Annotated in this window: 14 protein-coding genes; 4 read left to right on the top strand and 10 right to left on the bottom strand. The window is 59.3% G+C overall.

What is annotated here, in order from left to right; genetic code table 11:
• Nucleotides 1–81 precede the first annotated feature (81 nt).
• The 5 genes from cmoB to lon form a co-directional block, all read right to left on the bottom strand.
• The gene (gene cmoB / locus QMX84_RS13850; protein ID WP_262124917.1) at nucleotides 82–1,038 is read right to left on the bottom strand and encodes a tRNA 5-methoxyuridine(34)/uridine 5-oxyacetic acid(34) synthase CmoB; all 957 of its coding nucleotides are present in this window, start codon (nucleotides 1,036–1,038) and stop codon (nucleotides 82–84) included.
• Complete coding sequence (cmoA, locus tag QMX84_RS13845; protein ID WP_262124949.1) at nucleotides 1,035–1,778, bottom strand: carboxy-S-adenosyl-L-methionine synthase CmoA; 744 nt, start codon at nucleotides 1,776–1,778, stop codon at nucleotides 1,035–1,037. Before cmoA ends, cmoB begins: the two co-directional genes overlap by 4 nt.
• Nucleotides 1,779–1,883: 105 nt before the next feature.
• Nucleotides 1,884–2,276, bottom strand: a complete 393-nt coding sequence (locus QMX84_RS13840) for a protease inhibitor I42 family protein (protein ID WP_262124914.1) — start codon at nucleotides 2,274–2,276, stop codon at nucleotides 1,884–1,886.
• A gap of 86 nt (nucleotides 2,277–2,362) precedes the next feature.
• On the bottom strand, nucleotides 2,363–2,857 hold the full coding sequence (locus QMX84_RS13835) for a hypothetical protein (protein WP_262124913.1): 495 nt from the start codon (nucleotides 2,855–2,857) through the stop codon (nucleotides 2,363–2,365).
• Nucleotides 2,858–3,045: 188 nt separating this feature from the next.
• Nucleotides 3,046–5,475 carry an endopeptidase La gene (lon, locus tag QMX84_RS13830; RefSeq protein WP_282364046.1) on the bottom strand — a complete coding sequence of 810 codons (2,430 nt, stop codon included), beginning with the start codon at nucleotides 5,473–5,475 and terminating at the stop codon, nucleotides 3,046–3,048.
• Nucleotides 5,476–5,839: 364 nt separating this feature from the next.
• Between lon and QMX84_RS13825 the strand changes: the two genes are divergently transcribed.
• Complete coding sequence (locus QMX84_RS13825; RefSeq protein WP_282364045.1) at nucleotides 5,840–8,191, top strand: GGDEF domain-containing protein; 2,352 nt, start codon at nucleotides 5,840–5,842, stop codon at nucleotides 8,189–8,191.
• A 142-nt stretch (nucleotides 8,192–8,333) separates the two neighbouring features.
• Here the strand turns inward: QMX84_RS13825 and QMX84_RS13820 are convergent, their stop codons facing one another.
• The 3 genes from QMX84_RS13820 to QMX84_RS13810 all read right to left on the bottom strand — a co-directional run bounded on the left by QMX84_RS13820 (nucleotide 8,334) and on the right by QMX84_RS13810 (nucleotide 14,623).
• Nucleotides 8,334–10,751, bottom strand: a complete 2,418-nt coding sequence (locus QMX84_RS13820; protein WP_282364044.1) for a glucose/quinate/shikimate family membrane-bound PQQ-dependent dehydrogenase — start codon at nucleotides 10,749–10,751, stop codon at nucleotides 8,334–8,336.
• A gap of 81 nt (nucleotides 10,752–10,832) precedes the next feature.
• Complete coding sequence (locus QMX84_RS13815) at nucleotides 10,833–12,215, bottom strand: carbohydrate porin (RefSeq protein ID WP_123751445.1); 1,383 nt, start codon at nucleotides 12,213–12,215, stop codon at nucleotides 10,833–10,835.
• Between the two features lie 368 nt (nucleotides 12,216–12,583).
• Nucleotides 12,584–14,623, bottom strand: a complete 2,040-nt coding sequence (locus QMX84_RS13810) for a TonB-dependent receptor (RefSeq protein ID WP_282364043.1) — start codon at nucleotides 14,621–14,623, stop codon at nucleotides 12,584–12,586.
• Nucleotides 14,624–14,831: 208 nt separating this feature from the next.
• On the opposite strand from QMX84_RS13810, the gene QMX84_RS13805 reads away from it, so the two are divergent.
• Together QMX84_RS13805 and QMX84_RS13800 are read left to right on the top strand one after the other, a co-directional pair.
• The gene (locus QMX84_RS13805; protein WP_282364042.1) at nucleotides 14,832–15,062 is read left to right on the top strand and encodes a VF530 family protein; all 231 of its coding nucleotides are present in this window, start codon (nucleotides 14,832–14,834) and stop codon (nucleotides 15,060–15,062) included.
• Between the two features lie 7 nt (nucleotides 15,063–15,069).
• Nucleotides 15,070–15,711: a Pr6Pr family membrane protein gene (locus tag QMX84_RS13800; RefSeq protein WP_282364041.1), complete on the top strand. Its 642-nt coding sequence runs from the start codon at nucleotides 15,070–15,072 to the stop codon at nucleotides 15,709–15,711.
• A gap of 77 nt (nucleotides 15,712–15,788) precedes the next feature.
• Here QMX84_RS13800 and QMX84_RS13795 read toward each other — a convergent pair whose 3' ends face one another.
• Entirely contained in the window at nucleotides 15,789–16,577 is a 789-nt protein-coding gene (locus tag QMX84_RS13795; RefSeq protein ID WP_282364040.1) for a siderophore-interacting protein, read from the bottom strand.
• Nucleotides 16,574–17,155 (bottom strand): PadR family transcriptional regulator, encoded by a 582-nt coding sequence (locus QMX84_RS13790; protein WP_282364039.1) that lies wholly within the window; start codon nucleotides 17,153–17,155, stop codon nucleotides 16,574–16,576. Before QMX84_RS13790 ends, QMX84_RS13795 begins: the two co-directional genes overlap by 4 nt.
• 400 nt (nucleotides 17,156–17,555) lie before the next feature.
• Between QMX84_RS13790 and QMX84_RS13785 the strand changes: the two genes are divergently transcribed.
• Nucleotides 17,556–18,974 carry an amino acid permease gene (locus QMX84_RS13785; protein ID WP_048367014.1) on the top strand — a complete coding sequence of 473 codons (1,419 nt, stop codon included), beginning with the start codon at nucleotides 17,556–17,558 and terminating at the stop codon, nucleotides 18,972–18,974.
• The last annotated feature ends 27 nt before the right edge of the window (nucleotides 18,975–19,001 follow it).

Raw genomic sequence — 19,001 nt, 5'->3', positions numbered from 1 at the left:
CGATGAGATCACCTCGATATACCTGATGTACCGAGGTGTTCATATCGCGAGCAAGCCCGCTCCCACAGGGGGTAGATGGTTTTATTTTTTAGCGACGATCACGGCGCGCATTGGCGCGGGCAGGCCTTCGATGGTTTTGCTGTGGTCGTTCGGGTCCAGGTAGTCGCTCAGCGACTGGTATTTCATCCATTCAGTCGCACGTTGTTCTTCTACGGTGGTGATGCTCACGTCGACGCAGCGCACGTCGCTGAAACCGGCACGGCGCAGCCAGCGTTCCAGGGCGGGGATCGAAGGCAGAAACCACACGTTGCGCATCTGCGCGTAGCGGTCTTCGGGCACCAGCACCTGGTTGACATCGCCTTCGATCACCAGGGTTTCCAGCACCAGTTCGCCCCCTTTCACCAGGCAGTCTTTCAACGCCAGCAAATGCTCGATGGGGGAGCGGCGGTGGTAGAACACGCCCATTGAAAATACCGTGTCGAAGCCTTCCAGGTTGGGCGGCAGGTCTTCGAACGGGAAGGGCAGGTGCCAGGCGGCCTCTTGCTGCAAAAAGCGTTGAACGGCCTGGAACTGGCAGAAGAACAGCCAGTTGGGGTCGACGCCGATCACGCTGTGGGCGCCTGCGCCGAGCATGCGCCACATGTAATAACCATTGCCGCAGCCAACATCGAGAATGCGCTTGCCCTTAAGGTCGATGTGCGGCGCCACGCGTGACCATTTCCAGTCTGAATGCCATTCGGTGTCGACGTGTACGCCGAACAAGTCAAACGGGCCTTTGCGCCACGGTGACAGGCCGAGCAGCGCCTGGCGCATTTGCGCGCGGGTGGCGTCGTCGCAGTCGGTGTCCAGGGTCAGGCCGTTGAGCAGGTCGATCTTGGTCGGCAGCACGTTGGGCAAGGCGTCCAGCGCACTTTGCCAGCGTTCCAGGTCACCGTGACCTTTCTCCATTTTGACGTCGAGCTGCGCTTGCAGGGTGTTGGCCCATTCAGCCAAGGGCGTCCCGGCCAAACGGCGGGCGAGGGGGGAAAGATCAATCATGGCAAGGCAATCAACGAGGCAAAGTTAAGACACTGGAACCACGGCACGACTTTCGAGAACCCGGCCGCCAGCAGGCGTTCGCGGTGTTCTTCGAGGCTGTCGGGCTTCATGACGTTTTCGATGGCGCTGCGCTTTTGCGCAATTTCAAGGTCGCTGTAACCGTTGGCCCGCTTGAAGGCGATGTGCAGGTCGGTCAGCAGCGCATGCTCTTCGGGATCACTGAAGCGCAGCTTCTCGGAGAGGATCATCGCGCCACCCGGCAACAACGACTGGCGAATCCGGCTGAGCAAAGCCAGGCGCTGGTCAGGGGCGATAAATTGCAGGGTGAAATTCAGCGCCACTACCGAGGCCGGCTGAAATTCGAGGGCCAGAATGTCGCCTTCGATCACCTCGACCGGCAGCAACTCCTGAAACATTGAGTTCTGGGCGTTGAGATATTCACGGCAGCGCTCGACCATGGCGGTGGAGTTGTCCACGGCAATGACTTTGCAGCCTTCGCTGCGCACATGGCGGCGCAAGGCCTGGGTCACCGCGCCCAATGAACTGCCCAAGTCGTACAGCACGCTGTCGGGCTGGGCGAATTGAGCCGCGAGCACTCCCAGGTTTTCGACAATCGTCGGGTAACCCGGCACCGAGCGCTTGATCATGTCCGGGAACACCCGCACCACGTCTTCGTTAAAGGCGAAGTCCGGGACCTGGGCCAGGGGCTGGGCGAAAATACGGTCAGGTTCTTTGCTCACGACTTCTTTGCTCACGACAGTTCCGGCGCTGGATTGTTAAAACGGGGGCGCATTTTAGCCAAGTTGGCGCCGGGATGCGCGGTCTGTCTGATAAGCCGTGCCGGCTCAGTTAACGGTGATGGGGCAATCGAAGGTTTGCGCCGGTTCTGCTTCGGGCTCCCAGGGTTGCTGAGAGGTCAGGCGCAGGCGACCGGTACCCGCAGCAAAGGCCTCAAAGCGCCATGTTGAATGCCCGCCACTGCCGAGCAACTGGCCGTCATCGCTGCTGTTGTAAACCTCCGGGCCAAGGCTGCGCAGCACGCCGCCCGCCGAGTCCTGGATAGCCCAGCGGTAGCCGGTGGTGGGGTTGCTGGGCAGCGACAGCATGAGGTTTTGCCCTACATGCAGTTGAATCGGACAGTCGCTTTGTTCTTCAACAGTAACGTTTTGCGCAGGCGGGTGCGCACAGGCGGCCAGCAAACCGAGGCTGAGCAGCGGGACTAAACGTGCGAGGGACATTGCAGGCTCCGGTCGGACAAAGACAAGTGCGCAGCATACCCCATGATGGCGGCTGCGCCATTTGTCGTCGGCCTCAAGCCGTAAGGTCAGAAACTGGCGTGGGGTGGGCTGATGGTGAAATCACCGCACATCTCAAGGGCTTCGCCTTTATGGTCCGTGCCTTCAAAGGTGAACAGGCGGGCGCTGTAGCAACTCTCGATCACGCTGAGGTGCAAGGTGCCGACATTGGCCTGGTTCAAGTGATACATCTCGCGCCCATCGACTTCGACGTATTCGATGTAGGACATGCCCAGCACAGGGCCCGGCTCGCCCTTTTTAAACAGGTAAATACCCGACTGGATATTGATGTCCAGGTTCAGGGCAATGGCGCGATAAGCCTTGGAGCCGAACTCGTCGAACTCAGCTGTCAGGGTGATTTTTTTGTGGCTGCTGGCGAAGGTCATTTCTTGCGCCGCAAATGTGGGTCTGTCGAGCAACTCAGCCTTGAGTTCACCGCGGGTTCTGGGGTTGAAAGCACTTGGGCCTTTAATATTGCGCCAAAGGGCATCCGGATTTTGATACGCAGGATGGTGAAGTGGCATAGCAGTCCCCAACGTTAATACCTGTCGGCTAAGGCCCTATTAACGTTGGGAAATACAGATGTGTCTACTGTCAGAAATAACAGGTTGTTTAGCTAAGCAAGTTTGGCCAGCGACCAAACCTGTTTATACGAGCCGCTTTGGCGCAAGGGTTTGCGCCGTTTCAGCTCGGAGCGGCTTACACGTAGTGTTTAAAACAGCACTTTGGCCACGTCGGTGAAGCGCTTGGCGAAGTGCACGGTCATGCCTTCTTTCAAGTAGTCCGGCAGTTCCTCGTACTTGCCGCGATTCGCCTCGGGCAAGATCAACTCGTGGATTTTCTGCCGACGGGCCGCAATGACCTTTTCCCGCACCCCACCAATCGGCAGGACGTAGCCGGTGAGGGTCAGCTCGCCGGTCATGGCGATGCCTTTTTTCGGCGCCTGGTTGCGCGCCAATGACAGCAAGGCGCTGGCCATGGTGACCCCGGCACTTGGGCCGTCTTTAGGTGTGGCGCCCTCGGGCACGTGCAAGTGCACAAAGGCCTCGTCAAAGAAACGCGGATCCCCGCCAAACTGCTTCAGGTGGGAGCTGATGTAGCTGTAGGCGATTTCAGCAGACTCTTTCATCACCTCGCCCAATTGCCCCGTCAGCTTGAAGCCGCGGTTGAGCGTATGAATGCGTGTGGCCTCTATTGGCAATGTCGCGCCGCCCATGCTGGTCCAGGCCAGGCCGGTGATCACGCCGACGCCACTGATTACCTGCTCGTTGCGGAACACTGCGGCGCCCAGCGACGCTTCGAGGTCTTTGGGGCCGATTTTGATCACCGCGTCGGGGTTGTCGAGCAACTTGACCACGGCCTTGCGCACCAGTTTACCCAGTTGTTTTTCCAGCTGGCGCACACCGGCTTCACGGGCATAGCCATCAATCAGCAAGCGCAGCGCACTGTCAGTGATGCTCAGGCGTGCTTTATCAACACCGGCTTTTTCCAGCTGTTTAGGCCACAGGTGACGCTTGGCAATCGCGACTTTCTCTTCGGTGATGTACCCCGAGAGGCAGATCACTTCCATGCGGTCGAGCAGAGGGCCAGGGATCGAGTCCAGTGTGTTGGCGGTGCACACAAACAGCACCTTCGACAGGTCCAGGCGCAAGTCCAGGTAATGGTCCAGGAAGTCAACGTTTTGCTCAGGGTCGAGGGTTTCCAGCAGCGCGGACGCCGGGTCGCCCTGGAAGCTTTGGCCCATTTTGTCGATCTCGTCGAGCATGATCACCGGGTTCATCACTTCCACGTCTTTGAGCGCCTGCACCAGTTTGCCCGGCTGGGCACCGATGTAGGTTCGACGATGGCCCTTGATCTCGGCTTCGTCGCGCATGCCGCCAACGCTGAAGCGGTAGAACGGACGGCCCAGTGATTCTGCAATCGACTTGCCGACACTGGTTTTACCCACGCCCGGCGGGCCGACCAGCAACACGATCGAGCCACTGACCGAGCCTTTGTAAGCGCCCACGGCGAGGAACTCGAGGATGCGGTCTTTGATGTCATCCAGCCCGGCGTGGTGGGCGTCAAGCACCTTGCGTGCGTGCTTGAGGTCCAGTTTGTCCTTGCCGAACACGCCCCACGGCACTGAGCTGGCCCAATCCAGGTAATTGCGGGTGACCGCGTACTCGGGTGAGCCGGTCTCAAGAATCGACAGTTTGTTGATTTCTTCGTCTATGCGCTTGCGGGCCTGGGCGGGCAGGGTCTTGCCTTCAAGGCGTTGCTTGAATTGTTCGATGTCGGCACTGCGATCATCTTTGGTCAGCCCCAGCTCTTGCTGAATGACCTTGAGCTGCTCTTTAAGGAAAAATTCACGCTGGTGTTCACCGATTTTGAGGTTAACTTCGGCGGAAATTTCATTTTGCAGGCGGGCGACTTCGACTTCCTTGCGCAGCATCGGCAAGACTTTTTCCATGCGCTTGAGCACGGGCACGCAATCGAGCACTTCTTGCAGCTCGTTGCCTGTGGCCGAGGTCAAGGCGGCGGCAAAGTCGGTGAGGGGCGAAGGATCGTTGGGGCTAAAACGGTTGAGGTAGTTTTTCAGCTCTTCGCTGTACAGCGGGTTAAGCGGCAGCAGCTCTTTGATCGCGTTGATCAGCGCCATGCCGTAAGCCCGGACTTCGTCGGTGGGCTGATTGGCTTCCTGCGGGTATTCAACCTCTACCAGGTACGGCGGGCGGTGATGCTTGAGCCACATGCTGATGCGCACACGGCTCAGGCCCTGTGCCACAAATTGCAATTTGCCGTTTTCGCGGCTGGCATGGTGCACTTTCACCAGCGTGCCGTACTCGGGCAGGCTGGTGGTATCAAAATGGCGTGGGTCATCAGTGGGCGTGTCGACAAAAAACAACGCCAGCGAGTGATGAGGCGACTTGCTGACCAAGTCGAGGGTTTCGGCCCAGGGTTCTTCATTGACGATGACCGGCAGCACTTGTGCCGGGAAGAACGGCCGATTGTGAATCGGGATGATGTACACCTTGTCCGGCAGGTTCTGACCCGGCAGGGCCAGCTCGGTCCCGCCCTTGTGAGCGGTTGATTCAGCTTCGTTGTGTTCTATATCAGCGTGCTCGACGGTGTTCTCTTTAAAGTTTTGCTGGTCGCTCATGGGGCACCTGCGCAATGGGGTATGTGCTTTAGATGGGGCACGGAGACAGAGGTTTCAATGGTGAAGTTTTGTTCACCGCATAAATCAGCCAACACCCAACCATAGGCCAAGGCGCCGTTTCTTTCCGTGCGCGTGTTGCCTTGTTGCATGCCAGTAAAAAGCTAAGCCTTTGTCGCCAACAACTTGACGGTAGACGGCCCGTATTTATTAGGCGATCTTCTTGTTTGTGACGACGAGGCTGGAAAATTATCAAAGCTGGGCTAAAAGTCAGTTATTTGACTTTTAAGTTGGCCACAGAGAGTGCCCGCATGCCTCAGGGATTCGTTACACAGGCAGAACATCGTCAATGGATTGAGGCCCGCCGATGAAATTGCGCAATAGCTTTCAGGCTCATATCAGCTTCGTGCTCGCGCTGCTGTTGCTGGTCGTGATCGGCACCGTGTATTTTGCGGTGAAGGCGGCGACCGTCACGGCGGCCAGCGATCAAGCTGAAGATCAGTTAAAAAACGGCACCCGGGTGTTCGAACGGTTTATCGATTTTCGTGCGCGGCGCATTCAGTACGGCCTTAATTGGCTGACCAATGACCCGGACTTTCGCGAGGCCGTGATCGATGGACGGCCGCAGGAAATTGAACACGCCCTGGAAACCTTCGAGCCCAGCCTGCGCGGCAGTGATCTGTTTGTGCTCGACCTGCAAGGCAAGATCATCAGCAGTACCCTGGCGAGCCTGCCGCCAGGCCAGACTTTTCCGTATGCCCAGGCTTTGAGCCAGGCGCGGCGAGACTCGCAGATCAAATTGATCGGTCTGCTCGACGGGCGCCCCTACATGATGGTGCAAGGCGTGGTGATGGCGCCTTTGCCCGTGATGCGGGTGGTGTCAGCGATGCCGATGGACGAACTGTTTGCCCAAGAGTTACGCACGTTGAGTAACCTTGAAGTGTCGTTTCTGGGGGTGAAAGACGGGCGTTCCGGGCCGTTGGCCAGCACCCAGCCAGAGGCGATGGCCGAGAGTATTGTCAGGTTCTTGCGCGACAACCCGCCGGGGCCCCTGACGCACTTCAGTGAGTTCGCCGGTAAACGTTTTTTGGGGCAGTTGCTGCAAATGGCTAACTCGGGCGACCCCGCCAACGGCCAGGTCATGGCCCTGCTGCAAAGCCCGCTGGACCAGACGTTGCAGGCGTTCACCTCACTGGACCGCAAATTCTTGTGGATCTCCCTCGCGGCCTTGTTGGCCTCATTACTGGGCGCTTTGTGGCTGGCGCGTGAAGTGTCGCGCCCGGTCAGCCTGCTGGCCGCAGCGGCGCAGCGTATCGGGCGGGGTGACTACTCAACGCCGGTGGTGCTTAAACGCCGCGATGAACTGGGCTTTCTGGCCCGGGCATTCAATGCCATGCAAAACGGGATTGCCGTGCGTGAACAACAATTGGCGCACAACGCATTGCACGATCCATTGACCGGGCTGCCCAACCGGGCGCTGGTCATGGAACGTCTGGGCAGCGCCATTACTGCACGACGCAGCGTGGTGTTGATCTATCTGGGTATCGAAAACTACCGTTTGATCAGCGAAAGCTCCGGCCCCCAAGGGCTGGAGTTGATCATGCTGAAAACCACCCATGTGCTGATCGAGGCGCTGCCCGAAAGCAGCACGGCCGCACGCATCACCGGCAACGAGTTCTTGTTGCTGCTGGAAAACACCCAGGTCGATGCCGGGGTGGCAATGGCGGATCGCTTGTATGGGTTGTTGAGCCAGCCTCTGAACCTCGACGGGCATGATGTGCAACTGGATGTTCGCATGGGCATTTCGGTGTACCCGACCCACGGCCAAACAGCCGAAGAATTGATGGCCCGCGCGGCCATTGCGCGCAGTGATGCCGCGGCCTTGACCGGCTACTTGCAGGTCTATCAACAGGACCGCGACCTCGCGCATCAGCGGCAAATCCAGTTGATCCGGGACTTGCGCCATGCCGCCAGCGACGGCGAACTGTTTATTCAGTACCAGCCCAAACTCGACCTGCGCAGCGGGCATGTGAGCCAGGCCGAAGCCTTGGTGCGTTGGCAGCATCCGGTGTTTGGCGTGGTCTCACCGGCAGAGTTCATCCCGCTGGCAGAGCGTTCGGGGAGCGTGAAACTGCTGACCGACTGGGTGATTGAAGCGAGCATTCGGCAACTGGCCGAGTGGAATCGTCGTGGGCTGCACCTGCAACTGTCGATCAACATTTCGGCTGACGATTTGCGCGGTGATTGCCTGGCCCCGCAAGTGCAGGCCTTGCTGGCGCAGTATCAGGTGGCGGCGCAGCAACTGACTTTCGAAATCACCGAAAGCGCGGTGATGCACGACCCTGAGCATTCGCTGGCGGTGCTCAAAGGGCTACGCGATTGCGGGATCAGTTTGTCGGTAGACGACTTTGGCACGGGCTATTCCTCGCTGGCCCACCTCAAGCGGTTGCCGGTTCAGGAACTGAAAATTGACCAGTCCTTTGTGCGCAACCTGGACGAAGCCAGTGAAGATGCCGTGATCGTGCGCTCGACCATTGAAATGAGCCATAACCTGGGGCTAAAAGTGGTGGCCGAGGGCGTCGAATACCCCCACAGCCTGGACTTGCTCAAGCGCTGGCAGTGCGACACGGCGCAAGGCTACCTGATCAGCCGCCCGCTGGACGCTGCGGCGTTTGAGAGCTGGTTGAATGAGTTGCGGGCTACGGCACTGATTTCTTAAGAGATCGCAGCCTGCGGCAGCTCCTACGGTAGGAGTGGCTCGCGGAGCTGCCGAAGGCTGCGATCTTTTGATCTTAAATGTGCAGACATAAAAAAGGCGGCTATCTCTCGATAGCCGCCTTTTTCAGACCTGGCTGTAACGCTTATTTAGCCAGTTTGAACGCCATGATGTAGTCACCCTTTTGGGTGCCCAGACCACCATGACCACCGGCCATGACGAGCACGTACTGGGTGCCGTCCTTGCCTGCGTAGGTCATTGGCGTGGCTTGACCGCCTGCTGGCAGGCGACCTTCCCACAGGACCTTACCGTTGTTCACGTCGTAAGCACGCAGGTATTGGTCCAGGGTGCCGCTCAGGAAAGCAACGCCACCGGCTGTGGTCACAGTCCCGCCCAGGCTTGGAACGCCCATTGGCAGCGGGATCGGTACTGGCGAGCTGTCACGCACGGTGCCGTTTTTGTGTTTCCAGATCACGTTGTTGTTGGTCAGGTCGACCGCTGCAACGTAACCCCACGACGGCGCCTGGCAAGGCAGGCCAACCGGCGACAGCAGTGGCTCAAGGATCACGCCGTACGGAGCGCCCTTGTTCGGTTGCACGCCCGAGGTTTCACCTTTGCGTGGGCCCATGGCTGCTACGTCAGCCTGGGGTACCAGCTTGGAGGTGAACGCCATGTAGCTCGGGTTCAGGAACGCGATCTGACGCACCGGGTCGACCGAGATGCCGCCCCAGTCAAACACGCCGAAGTTGCCCGGGTAAACGATCGAACCTTGCAGCGAAGGCGGGGTGTACATGCCGTCGTAACGCAGGGATTTGAAGTTGATCCGGCAGAGCATTTGGTCAAACGGGGTCACGCCCCACATGTCACGCTCGGTCAGTTGCGGCGGGATCATGTTGAGGTCCGAACGCGGTTGGGTCGGCGCGGTGTGGTCACCGGCGACAGCACCGCCCGGTGCCGGGATTTCGCGGATCGGCACGATGTCTTCGCCATTACGACGGTCAACAACGTAGATGCTGCCTTGCTTGGTCGACGCCAGCAGCGCCGGTTTCACGCCGTCAGCAGTCTTCAGGTCCATCAGGGTCGGTTGACCGCCCACGTCCATGTCCCACAGGTCATGGTGAGTGAACTGACGGTACCAGCGAACCTTACCGGTGGTGATATCCAGTGCCGTCACGCCAGCGCTGTAACGCTCGGAGTCTTCGGTACGGTCGCCACCATATTGGTCAGGCATCTGGTTGCCCATCGGCAGGTAGAGCATGCCGAGGTTTTCATCGACCGCGAACATCGACCACATGTTGGGCGAGTTGCGGGTGTAGGTTTGGCCTTCGGCAATCGGCGTGGTGTCTTCCGGGTTGCCGCTGTCCCAGTTCCAGACCAGTTTGCCGGTACGCACGTCGTACGCACGGATCACGCCGGATGGCTCGTCAGTGGAGATGTTGTCAGTCACGTGGCCGCCAATCACCACCAGGTCTTTGGTGACCGCAGGTGGCGATGTGGAGTAGTAACCACCGGGTGCAAAGCTGCCGATGTTGTGGCGCAGGTCGACCGAGCCGTGGTCACCGAAGTCTTCGCAGACTTTACCGGTGTCGGCATTGAGGGCGATCAGGCGGGTGTCGGCGGTTGGCAGGAACAGACGACGCGGGCAAGAGTTGCTCGACGTGGTTGCAGCCGGCTCGGCAGTGCTTTGTTCAGTGCTGGCTTTGGCGTAGGCATTTTCGTCGTGATAGCTCACGCCACGGCACGTCATGTGTGCCCAGCCTTTGAAGTTGGCAGCATTTTGCGTGCTGATCTTCGGATCGTAGCGCCAGATTTCCTTGCCGCTGTCCGGATCAAGCGCAATCACCTGGCTGTGCGGCGTGCACACATACAGCATGCCGTTGACTTTCAGCGGGGTGTTTTCAGCGGTGGTTTCACCCGGGTCATTCGGCCCTGGCATGTCGCCAGTACGCATGGTCCAGGCAGGCACCAGGCTGTGGGCGTTTTGCGGGGTGATTTGTTTCAGTGGCGAGTAACGATCGCCATAGCCGCTACGGCCATAGGACTGCCAGTCACCTTCAGGCATGTCGGGTGCGGTGTTGGCCATGCCCGGAACGGCGTCACGACCCAGCTCGCCCTTGATCTCGCCAGGGTTGGTGAACTGGCTTGCCAGTGCAGCCACGCCCGCCAGGACCACGGCGATGCTCAGCGCGCCCGTTGCTACCGGTGCCGACTGGCCGCGCAACAGCGGGCGACGCAACCATGGCAGCAGCAAAACGATACCGATGGCGAACCACAGGGCCAGACGCGGCACCAGTTGCCACCAGTCCAGGCCGACTTCGACCAGCGCCCAGACGGTGCTGGCGAACAACACCAGTGCGTACAACGCCAGCGCCGCACGGCGCCCGGCGATCAGCAGGGCGCCCGACAGCCCGAAGCCGAGACCGGCCAGCAGGTAGTACGTCGATCCGCCGAGTGTCACCAGCTTGATACCCCCGACCAACATGGCCAGGCCCATTAACACCAGCAGGATACCGAGCAATGTCGGCAGCACGCGGCTTCTACTCAAAGCACCATCAGTGCTCATAGTGAGGTTCTCCGTTGAAGGTAGGATTTAGCGGCAAGCGGCACACCTCAAGCGTGCCGCTGCTGTCTTGCAGCCCGTTCGTCAGAACGAACTTTGAATTTTCAAACCGCCGATCAGGGCGTTATCCACGGTGTAAACACCGCCCGGATGGCGGATGTATTGCAGATTCGGTCGCACCGTCAGCCAGTCGGTAACGTGCACGCCGTAATACAACTCGGCGCTGTACTCAGTGTGCTGAGGCGGCAAGTAGTCCAGATTGCTGGCGTCGTAAACGCCGCGAGCCTGGTTGGTGGCTTCGGCATTTTTGCGGTAGGCCGGGTTGACGTGAACGCGAGCCATGGCAAAGCCGATGTCGTCTTTGGGGCGTGCATCGAACACGCCTTTGTACACAACGCCTGCCTGGACATAGTTGTCGATGGCGTTGGTTTTTTTGTCGTGCAGGGTGGCGTTGGCAAACACCTTCAAGCCACGGGATTGATCGCTGGCGCGGCTGGTGAGTTGCTGTTGCACGCCCAGCCACAGGCCGTGCTTGCTCGAACTGCTGCGATAGGCTGCGCCGCTCAAGACTGCCGGTTGGCCGTTGGCGTCCTTGTAAACGTCGGTGGCCTTGGCGCTGCTGTAGTAATAACCCGCGCGGTACTCGCCCGGCAGGCCATTAAGTGTCGGTGTCCACACCAGCTCAACTGGCAATACCGCGCCTTGCGTGCCGCTGCCGCTGAGCTTGAAGCCGTTACCGCGATCCAGGTTGGACGGGTTTTGCTCGTAGGCGCCGACCTGCGCATACAGCTCGGGCGTGAGGTGGTATTTGATGCGCAGCGCCCATTGGCTGACCGGCCAGTTGTACCAGATGCTGCCGGCCCAGTTACCGACCTGCGAGCCGCAGAACGCGAGGTTCTGGAAGTCGCAAGGGAAGCTGTTGAAGTCTTCGCCCTGACCAAAGCGTCCGGCCTTGATGTCGAGCTTCTGGTCGAAGAATTTTTGCTGGTACCACATCTGCGTCAAACGCGTGGTCTGGCCACGGCCCCAGACTTCCTGGGCCGAAGTGAAGCCGCCGACCCGTGGGTCGTTGATCCGGTCATTGCTGATATTGTTGCCATCGCGCTGGGTAATCGTCAGCTGGAATTCAGCGTCGTGCCAGCCCAGGATTTTTTGCAAATCCAGGTGCGTGCCCAGGCCGAACTGATCGCTGTAACGCGCGGTGCGGTCATGGTCGTAGCCGCCGTGCAGGTTGGAGCCGACTTCGCCCACGTAGTCGAGCGAGAAGCTGTAGCCTTGCTTTTCCAGTGCGGTACGGGAGCCGTCCCAATCGCCGAACATCCATTTTGAGTCGCTGTCGAACGCCGGTGCGGCCTGTACGAAGCTGGCGAAACCCAGGGCAGTAATGCCGCCGATCAGGGTCAGGGCTTTTTGCCCGGCCATAGGGAATAGCGCGCTGTCTTTGCGCAAAGTCAGAAATGTGGACATAGGTCGAGATGAAGGTCTTTTTGGTCGGGCGGTGACGTGGGTAGCGCTGTCTTTGCAGGCAGGACTCACACTTTCAGAATGTAAGGGCTGGCGTGAAACGTTTCAGCCCTTGATGCGGAAATGATAAAGCGACGAAACGTTTAGAAACAGCACTTTAATTGACATGGATCATTTCGGATTCTGTAACAGTCGCCTGCGACCGTTCGTCTCAGGGGCTTTTTGCCTCACGTTCGACGGTGTTTGCGGGAAATGAGGTCGGGAAGGGTTTAGAAAAAAAACTGTAGGAGCGAGCTTGTCTCGCGAGCTTTTGCTTTTAAAGATCAAAAGATCGCGAGGCAAGCTCGCTCCTACAGCGGCAGGGTTATGGCTTAGAACGTTGTGCGCAGGCCTACTTCAACACTGCGGCCCGGTGCCGGGGCGATGTCACGCAGGATCGAGCTGGCATAACGCACGGTCTGGTCGGTCAAGTTGTCGCCTTTGACGAAGGCCAGCCACTGGCTGCCGCCCACCGTAAAGTTGTAACCGGCGCTGGCGCCCAGGGTGGTGTAGCCATTGGTGCCCGACTCGTTGTCCGGTACGCGGCCCTGGTTGCTGGCGTGTTCAACATCGACCCGTGCCTGCCAGCGATTGAGTTCCCACAGCAAACCACTGCTCAGGCGCAACGGCGCAATACGGGGCAACGCTTCGCCGGTGTCGAGGTTGGTGGCGCGGGTGTAATCGCCCGACAGTTCCAGTGCAAATTTGCCGTAGGCGCTTTCACCCAGCTTCCAGTGATCCTTGGCCTCGAACCCTACGAAACGTGCACGTACGCCGGAGTAGGTGTATTCCGGAATACCGCTGGCGTCTGGCTCGCCTTCGTCGTTCAAGGTGCGGCCCGTGCCGAGCAGGCCGATGTAGTTGGAGAAGTGGCTGTAGAACACGCCAACGCTGCCGTTGTGAGTGCCATTGTCAAAGCGCAGGGCCAGGTCGCTGGACACGGCCTTTTCTTTTGACAGGTTAGGGTTACCCAACTCGTAAGTGCCGGTGGCAACGTGCGCGCCGTTGGCATACAGCTCGTAGAAGGTCGGCGCTCGCTCGGTGTAGCCCAACGTCGCGGCCAGCGACCAGATCGGTGTCAGGGTGAACACCGCGCCTGAAGACAGGCTGCCCGCAGTAAAACGCTTGGAATTGTCGGCCGCTTCGAAGCGCTCATTGCCCTTGGCATTCGGGTCAACCACGGTGTGTTCCAGGCGCCCGCCGAGGCTGAGTTTGAGTCGCTCGGTGGCTTGCAGCTCTTCAAGAATAAACAGCGCGCCGGTGGTGGTGTCCGTCTGCGGTACGAAAGCCTCTTCGCCGAGGGCCGAGAATTCGTTGCGGTTGACCTGCGCGCCAATCACCCCGTTCAGTGGGCCGATCGGCACATGACGCGCTTCAACACGCGCTTCGTAGCCTTTGTTCTTGAAGGTGGTGCCGACTTCGCCACCTTCGATCTCGCGGTGTTCATAGTCGGTGTAGCCGGCGTTCAGTTTGAGCGAACTGAACGGGCCTTGCAGGTTGCGGATCTCCGAGGCGAAGGCGTAGTGATCCTGCTTCATGCGGATGCGCACGTCGTCTTCGGCAGGGGAGCCGTAATTGGAGTCGTAGTTGCTGTAAGAGATGCCCGCGTAGCCGTCATCCCATGTGTAGGAACCGCCAACCGCGCCGCCGTCCTGTCGGCCACTGCTATTGCTCAGGCGGCCTTTCTTTTGATCGCTGTCGTCTTCACCTTCCGGGGCGTGACGGTCGCGGGCGTAACCGGGGATTTTCAGGTCGTTGAACTGGCGGGCATTGGCGTCCAGGTGCAGGGCAAACGTGCCGTCACCGGCTTCCAGCTTGCCTGCGCTGCTGCGTGTGGTGTCGGCGCCGCCATAGCGCAATTCGCCTGCACCTTGAATGCCGTTGATGGCTTCGGTGGGGATGCGGTTGTCGAAGGTATTGACCACGCCACCGATGGCATTGCCGCCGTAAAGCAGGGCGGCCGGGCCTCGGACGATTTCAATGCGCTCAACGTTGACCGGGTCCAGTGGCACGGCGTGGTCGTAGGACAGCGACGAAGCGTCCAGCGCACCCACGCCATTGCGCAAAATGCGGATCCGGTCGCCGTCCAGACCGCGAATGATCGGTCGGCTGGCGCCCGGGCCGAAGTAAGAGGACGACACACCCGGTTGCTTGTTGAGGGTTTCACCCAGGCTGCCTTGTTGCTGCAGCGTCAGGTCGTCGCCTTCTAATACCGTGGTGGGAGAAGCCAACTGGCTGCTACCCAGCGGGTTGCCGGTGATGACTTGGGGTTGCAGTTCCAGGGCATAGACGGGCGAGGCGATAAGCAGGGCCGTGGCGAGCGGCGTCAAACGCAGACGGCGCAGTGGGCGTGGCAAAGCAGGGGAGGACATTGCAGATTCCTTGGCAAGGGTGATGAAAAGCGTGGCGCTGAGCGCTCTGGATAACGACTGTATCGTTACAATATAACATCGCATTTGGTCGCGCCAAGCGGAACTTTTTCTGCAAGGGCTCAGGCCCGGCTAAACTCACCGTGTTCCAAATGACTGGCCCCTGAGCTAAGGTGCGCGGCTTTCCTACTTCTGCTTAAAAAGGCTCGGCATGACTGAACCCAACAACAACCCCCTGCACGGCGTCACGCTGGAACAGATCCTGATTGCGCTGGTGGCGCATTACGAGTGGGATGGGCTGGCCGAGCGCATTGATATTCGCTGCTTCAAAAGCGATCCGAGCATCAAGTCGAGCCTGACGTTTTTGCGTAAAACGCCGTGGGCGCGTGAGAAGGTCGAGAAGCTCTACGTGAAATACGCCCGCACCAAGCGCGAGCTCTGATCGGCGTATGCGTGCAGCGCACACTCACCGCTGGTTAGCATTAATGGCCATTCTGGGCTGGAGCGGGTTGGCGATTCAGCTCGACCTTGTGCTGATTGCCCGCTGGACATCCGGCGCTAGCCTGCTGGGTGGGCTGGTCAATTACTTCAGCTTTTTCACGGTGCTGACCAATACCCTGACCGCCACCGTGCTGACCTACGCCGCTCTTACGCAGGACTCCAAGGGCCGGAGGTTTTTCTTGCAGCCTTGGGTTAGCAGCGGGATTGGGGTGAGCATCATCGTGGTGGGCGCCGCCTACAGCTTGTTGCTGCGCAACCTTTGGCAACCGCAGGGGCTGCATTGGCTGGCCAATGAGCTTTTGCACGATGTCATGCCCGTGCTGTTCAGCCTGTATTGGTGGTTTTGCGTGCCCAAAGGCATGTTGCGCCTGAGCCATATCGCGGTGTGGGCGCTGTACCCGATTGTGTACTTTGCCTATTTGCTGTGGCGCGGGCATACGTTGGGCATGTACCCGTACCCGTTTATTGATGTCAACAAACTGGGGTATGCGCAGACGTTTGTGAACGCGTTGGGGATTCTGGCGGGGTTTGTGGCGGTGGCGTTGCTGATGGTGGCGATTGACCGCTGGCGCGGCCGATCCTCTCTGTAGGAGCGAGCTTGTCTCGCGATCTTTTGATCGTTTAAAAGATCGCGAGGCAAGCTCGCTCCTACAGGGAATGTAAGGGATTACTCTTCCGGGCTGTCGTCCAGGCGCCAGTAACCGACGGCTTTAACGAATTCATCGTTCAGGCCGTGGGTGTCCAGCAAGACGCGGCGCACTTTGCGTGACAGCGCGCTTTCAGTCGCGACCCAGGTGTACAGCTCGCCTGCTGGAATCTTCAGGCGTTCGACGGTGCTCAACAGGTCTTCTGCTGGAGCATCGCGGTGCACCCAAATCACTTCAACCGACGCAGCGCTGTTCAGCGGCTGTTGTTCCTGGGCGTTTTCAATTTCAACCACCACCAGCGCACGGCGATTGGCCGGTAGCTCCTCGAGACGGCGGGCAATGGCCGGCAGGGCGGTTTCATCGCCGATCAGCAGGTAGCTGTCGAAAATATCCGGCACGATCATCGAGCCGCGTGGGCCGCCGATGTGCAGGAACTGGCCCGGTTGGGCTTGCGCGGCCCAGGTGGAGGCAGGGCCGTCGCCGTGCAATACAAAATCCAGATCCAGTTCAAACGTGTTCAGGTCGTAGCGGCGCGGGGTGTAGTCGCGCATGGGCGGCATGACTTTGTTGTTTTTGATCCCGCCGCTCAGTTCCACGTTCTCCAGAGCGCTTTGTTCTTCGGCGGTCTGCGGGAAAAACAGCTTTACGTGGTCGTCGCTGCCCAGGCTGATAAAACCGGCCAGTTCGGGGCCGCCCACCGTGATGCGGCGCATGCGCGGGGTCAGGTCGACCACGCGCAGCACCTCTAACTTGCGACGTTTGATTTCATGCATGACGCGGTGAATGGTTTGGGGGTTAGCGGTATTCATTCAGCGTTCTCCTGCGCAGGCTGGGCAGTAACAGGGCCATCGACGATGGCTTTGGCGGTGTTGTTGAGCAGGTCGCGTACCCGGGCAATTTCTGCCGGGTTCCAGCGACCGTGGTGCATCTGCAAGGCATGGCGCAGGTTGTGCACCGCCTCGTGAATTTCGGCAGGCCGGTCATGGCCGCGCAGCGAGCGCTTGCTGACGTCGATGCGCATGCGCACACCGTCCAGCGCAATGGCTTGATCGAGCAGGGACTGGCGACCGGCGTCGGTCACGCTGTAGCGTTTTTTCCCGCCTTCGGCGTCGCCTTCAATCAGCTCGCTTTCTTCCAGAAAGGTCAGGGTCGGGTAGATCACGCCCGGGCTCGGGCTGTAGGCGCCATCGAACATGCCTTCGATCTGGCGGATCAGGTCGTAGCCATGGCAAGGCTGCTCGGCCACCAGGGCCAGCAGCAGTAATTTCAGATCGCCGGGGGCAAATACCCGCGGGCCTCGGCCGCCGCGTTGACCAGCACGTTTTTCAAAACCGTCTTGACCGACATTGTGTTCGCGGTGGTGGTGGGGGTGGTGATGCTCTCTCATTTTCTTCGTCCTCTGTGTGTGCGAAGCAACTTAAGATATATCTTAAGATTACGCAAATAGAATTGACGAACGGTAATTGTTCTCATCTTGGTGGGGAGTGGGACAGGTGAAAATGGGGCCGCTGCGCTGCCCATCGCAGCCTTCAGCAGCGGCTACAGGTTTTTACAGGCGCGCAAAGTGACGGGATAGAGCCCTTGCTCAGGGTAAATACGCCCTAGGTAGGGGAATGACTGTGCACCAACCCTGTGCAATACTCGCCGCCGATCTCAGTAGGGCATTTCCCTTTTGAACGTCCGACCCACGAGGTTAGAGGCCTTTGCAAGGGGAGTCTGGCAACCGGCCAAGCTCTTGGAACGCTCTAGTGATGCACATCCAATAACAATTATGAGGTTGTACTTTTATGCCAGTCGGCAACCACCAGCCCCACGGTGAAACCGCGCAGGGCGGCCCGCTCAAACGCGAACTGGGCGAACGCCATATCCGCTTGATGGCGCTTGGCGCCTGTATCGGCGTAGGCCTGTTCCTGGGCTCGGCCAAAGCGATCGAAATGGCCGGTCCGGCCATCATGCTGTCTTACATCCTGGGTGGCCTGGCCATTCTGGTGATCATGCGTGCATTGGGCGAAATGGCCGTGCACAACCCGGTAGCCGGCTCTTTCAGCCGCTACGCGCAAGACTACCTCGGCCCGTTGGCGGGCTTTTTGACCGGCTGGAACTACTGGTTCTTGTGGCTGGTGACGTGCGTTGCCGAAATCACCGCCGTGGCGGTGTACATGGGCATCTGGTTTCCGGATGTACCGCGCTGGATCTGGGCCCTCGCGGCACTGCTGAGCATGGGGTCGATCAACCTGATCGCGGTTAAGGCGTTCGGTGAGTTCGAGTTCTGGTTTGCCTTGATCAAAATCGTCACCATCATCGCGATGGTGATCGGCGGTATCGGCATCATTGCCTTTGGTTTCGGCAATGACGGCGTGGCGCTGGGCATCTCCAACCTCTGGACCCAGGGCGGCTTTATGCCGAACGGGATTCAGGGCGTGCTGATGTCGTTGCAAATGGTGATGTTTGCCTACCTGGGCGTCGAAATGATCGGCCTGACCGCCGGTGAAGCCCGCAACCCGCAAAAGACCATCCCGAGCGCGATTGGCTCGGTGTTCTGGCGCATTCTGCTGTTCTACGTGGGCGCTCTGTTCGTCATCCTGTCGATCTACCCGTGGAACGAAATCGGTACTCAAGGCAGCCCGTTCGTCATGACGTTCGAGCGCCTGGGCATCAAAACCGCAGCGGGCATCATTAACTTTGTGGTGATCACTGCAGCCCTGTCGTCTTGTAACGGCGGCATTTTCAGTACCGGCCGTATGCTTTACAGCCTGGCGCAAAACGGTCAGGCCCCGGCCAACTTCGCCACCACCTCGCAAAACGGCGTACCGCGCAACGCACTGCTGCTGTCGATTGCCATGTTGCTGCTGGGCGTGGTGCTCAACTACCTGGCGCCAGAGAAGGTCTTTGTGTGGGTGACTGCGATTGCGACCTTCGGTGCGATCTGGACCTGGTTGATGATTTTGCTGGCGCAACTGCGTTTCCGCAAAAACCTCAGCCGTGAAGAGGCGGCCGCGCTCAAATACCGCATGTGGCTGTACCCTTACAGCTCGTTTGCGGCGCTGGCGTTCCTGCTGATGGTGGTCGGGCTGATGGCCTACTTTGAAGAAACCCGCGTGGCCCTGTTTGTAGGCCCGGCGTTCCTGATCTTGCTGACGGTGTTGTTCTACGTGTTCAAGCTGTCGCCAAAAGATCAGACCGCAGTGGCTTCTTCAGCTCATTAAGGTCTGCTTAAAACGCTGCCTGTAAAA

This window comes from Pseudomonas sp. PS01297, assembly GCF_029959305.1.
Classification (GTDB): Bacteria; Pseudomonadota; Gammaproteobacteria; order Pseudomonadales; family Pseudomonadaceae; genus Aquipseudomonas; species Aquipseudomonas helleri.
The sequence above is the reverse complement of the archived record's forward strand: the minus strand, read 5'-3'. Positions and strand labels throughout refer to the sequence as shown.

Excerpts from the sequence above, each read along its gene's own strand:
- cmoB (WP_262124917.1), bottom strand. The coding sequence starts at position 1,038 with ATGATTGATCTTTCCCCCCTCGCCCGCCGTTTGGCCGGGACGCCCTTG.
- QMX84_RS13840 (WP_262124914.1), bottom strand. The coding sequence starts at position 2,276 with ATGTCCCTCGCACGTTTAGTCCCGCTGCTCAGCCTCGGTTTGCTGGCC.
- QMX84_RS13835 (WP_262124913.1), bottom strand. The coding sequence starts at position 2,857 with ATGCCACTTCACCATCCTGCGTATCAAAATCCGGATGCCCTTTGGCGC.
- lon (WP_282364046.1), bottom strand. The coding sequence starts at position 5,475 with ATGAGCGACCAGCAAAACTTTAAAGAGAACACCGTCGAGCACGCTGAT.
- QMX84_RS13825 (WP_282364045.1), top strand. The coding sequence starts at position 5,840 with ATGAAATTGCGCAATAGCTTTCAGGCTCATATCAGCTTCGTGCTCGCG.
- QMX84_RS13820 (WP_282364044.1), bottom strand. The coding sequence starts at position 10,751 with ATGAGCACTGATGGTGCTTTGAGTAGAAGCCGCGTGCTGCCGACATTG.
- QMX84_RS13815 (WP_123751445.1), bottom strand. The coding sequence starts at position 12,215 with ATGTCCACATTTCTGACTTTGCGCAAAGACAGCGCGCTATTCCCTATG.
- QMX84_RS13810 (WP_282364043.1), bottom strand. The coding sequence starts at position 14,623 with ATGTCCTCCCCTGCTTTGCCACGCCCACTGCGCCGTCTGCGTTTGACG.
- QMX84_RS13805 (WP_282364042.1), top strand. The coding sequence starts at position 14,832 with ATGACTGAACCCAACAACAACCCCCTGCACGGCGTCACGCTGGAACAG.
- QMX84_RS13800 (WP_282364041.1), top strand. The coding sequence starts at position 15,070 with ATGCGTGCAGCGCACACTCACCGCTGGTTAGCATTAATGGCCATTCTG.
- QMX84_RS13795 (WP_282364040.1), bottom strand. The coding sequence starts at position 16,577 with ATGAATACCGCTAACCCCCAAACCATTCACCGCGTCATGCATGAAATC.
- QMX84_RS13790 (WP_282364039.1), bottom strand. The coding sequence starts at position 17,155 with ATGAGAGAGCATCACCACCCCCACCACCACCGCGAACACAATGTCGGT.
- QMX84_RS13785 (WP_048367014.1), top strand. The coding sequence starts at position 17,556 with ATGCCAGTCGGCAACCACCAGCCCCACGGTGAAACCGCGCAGGGCGGC.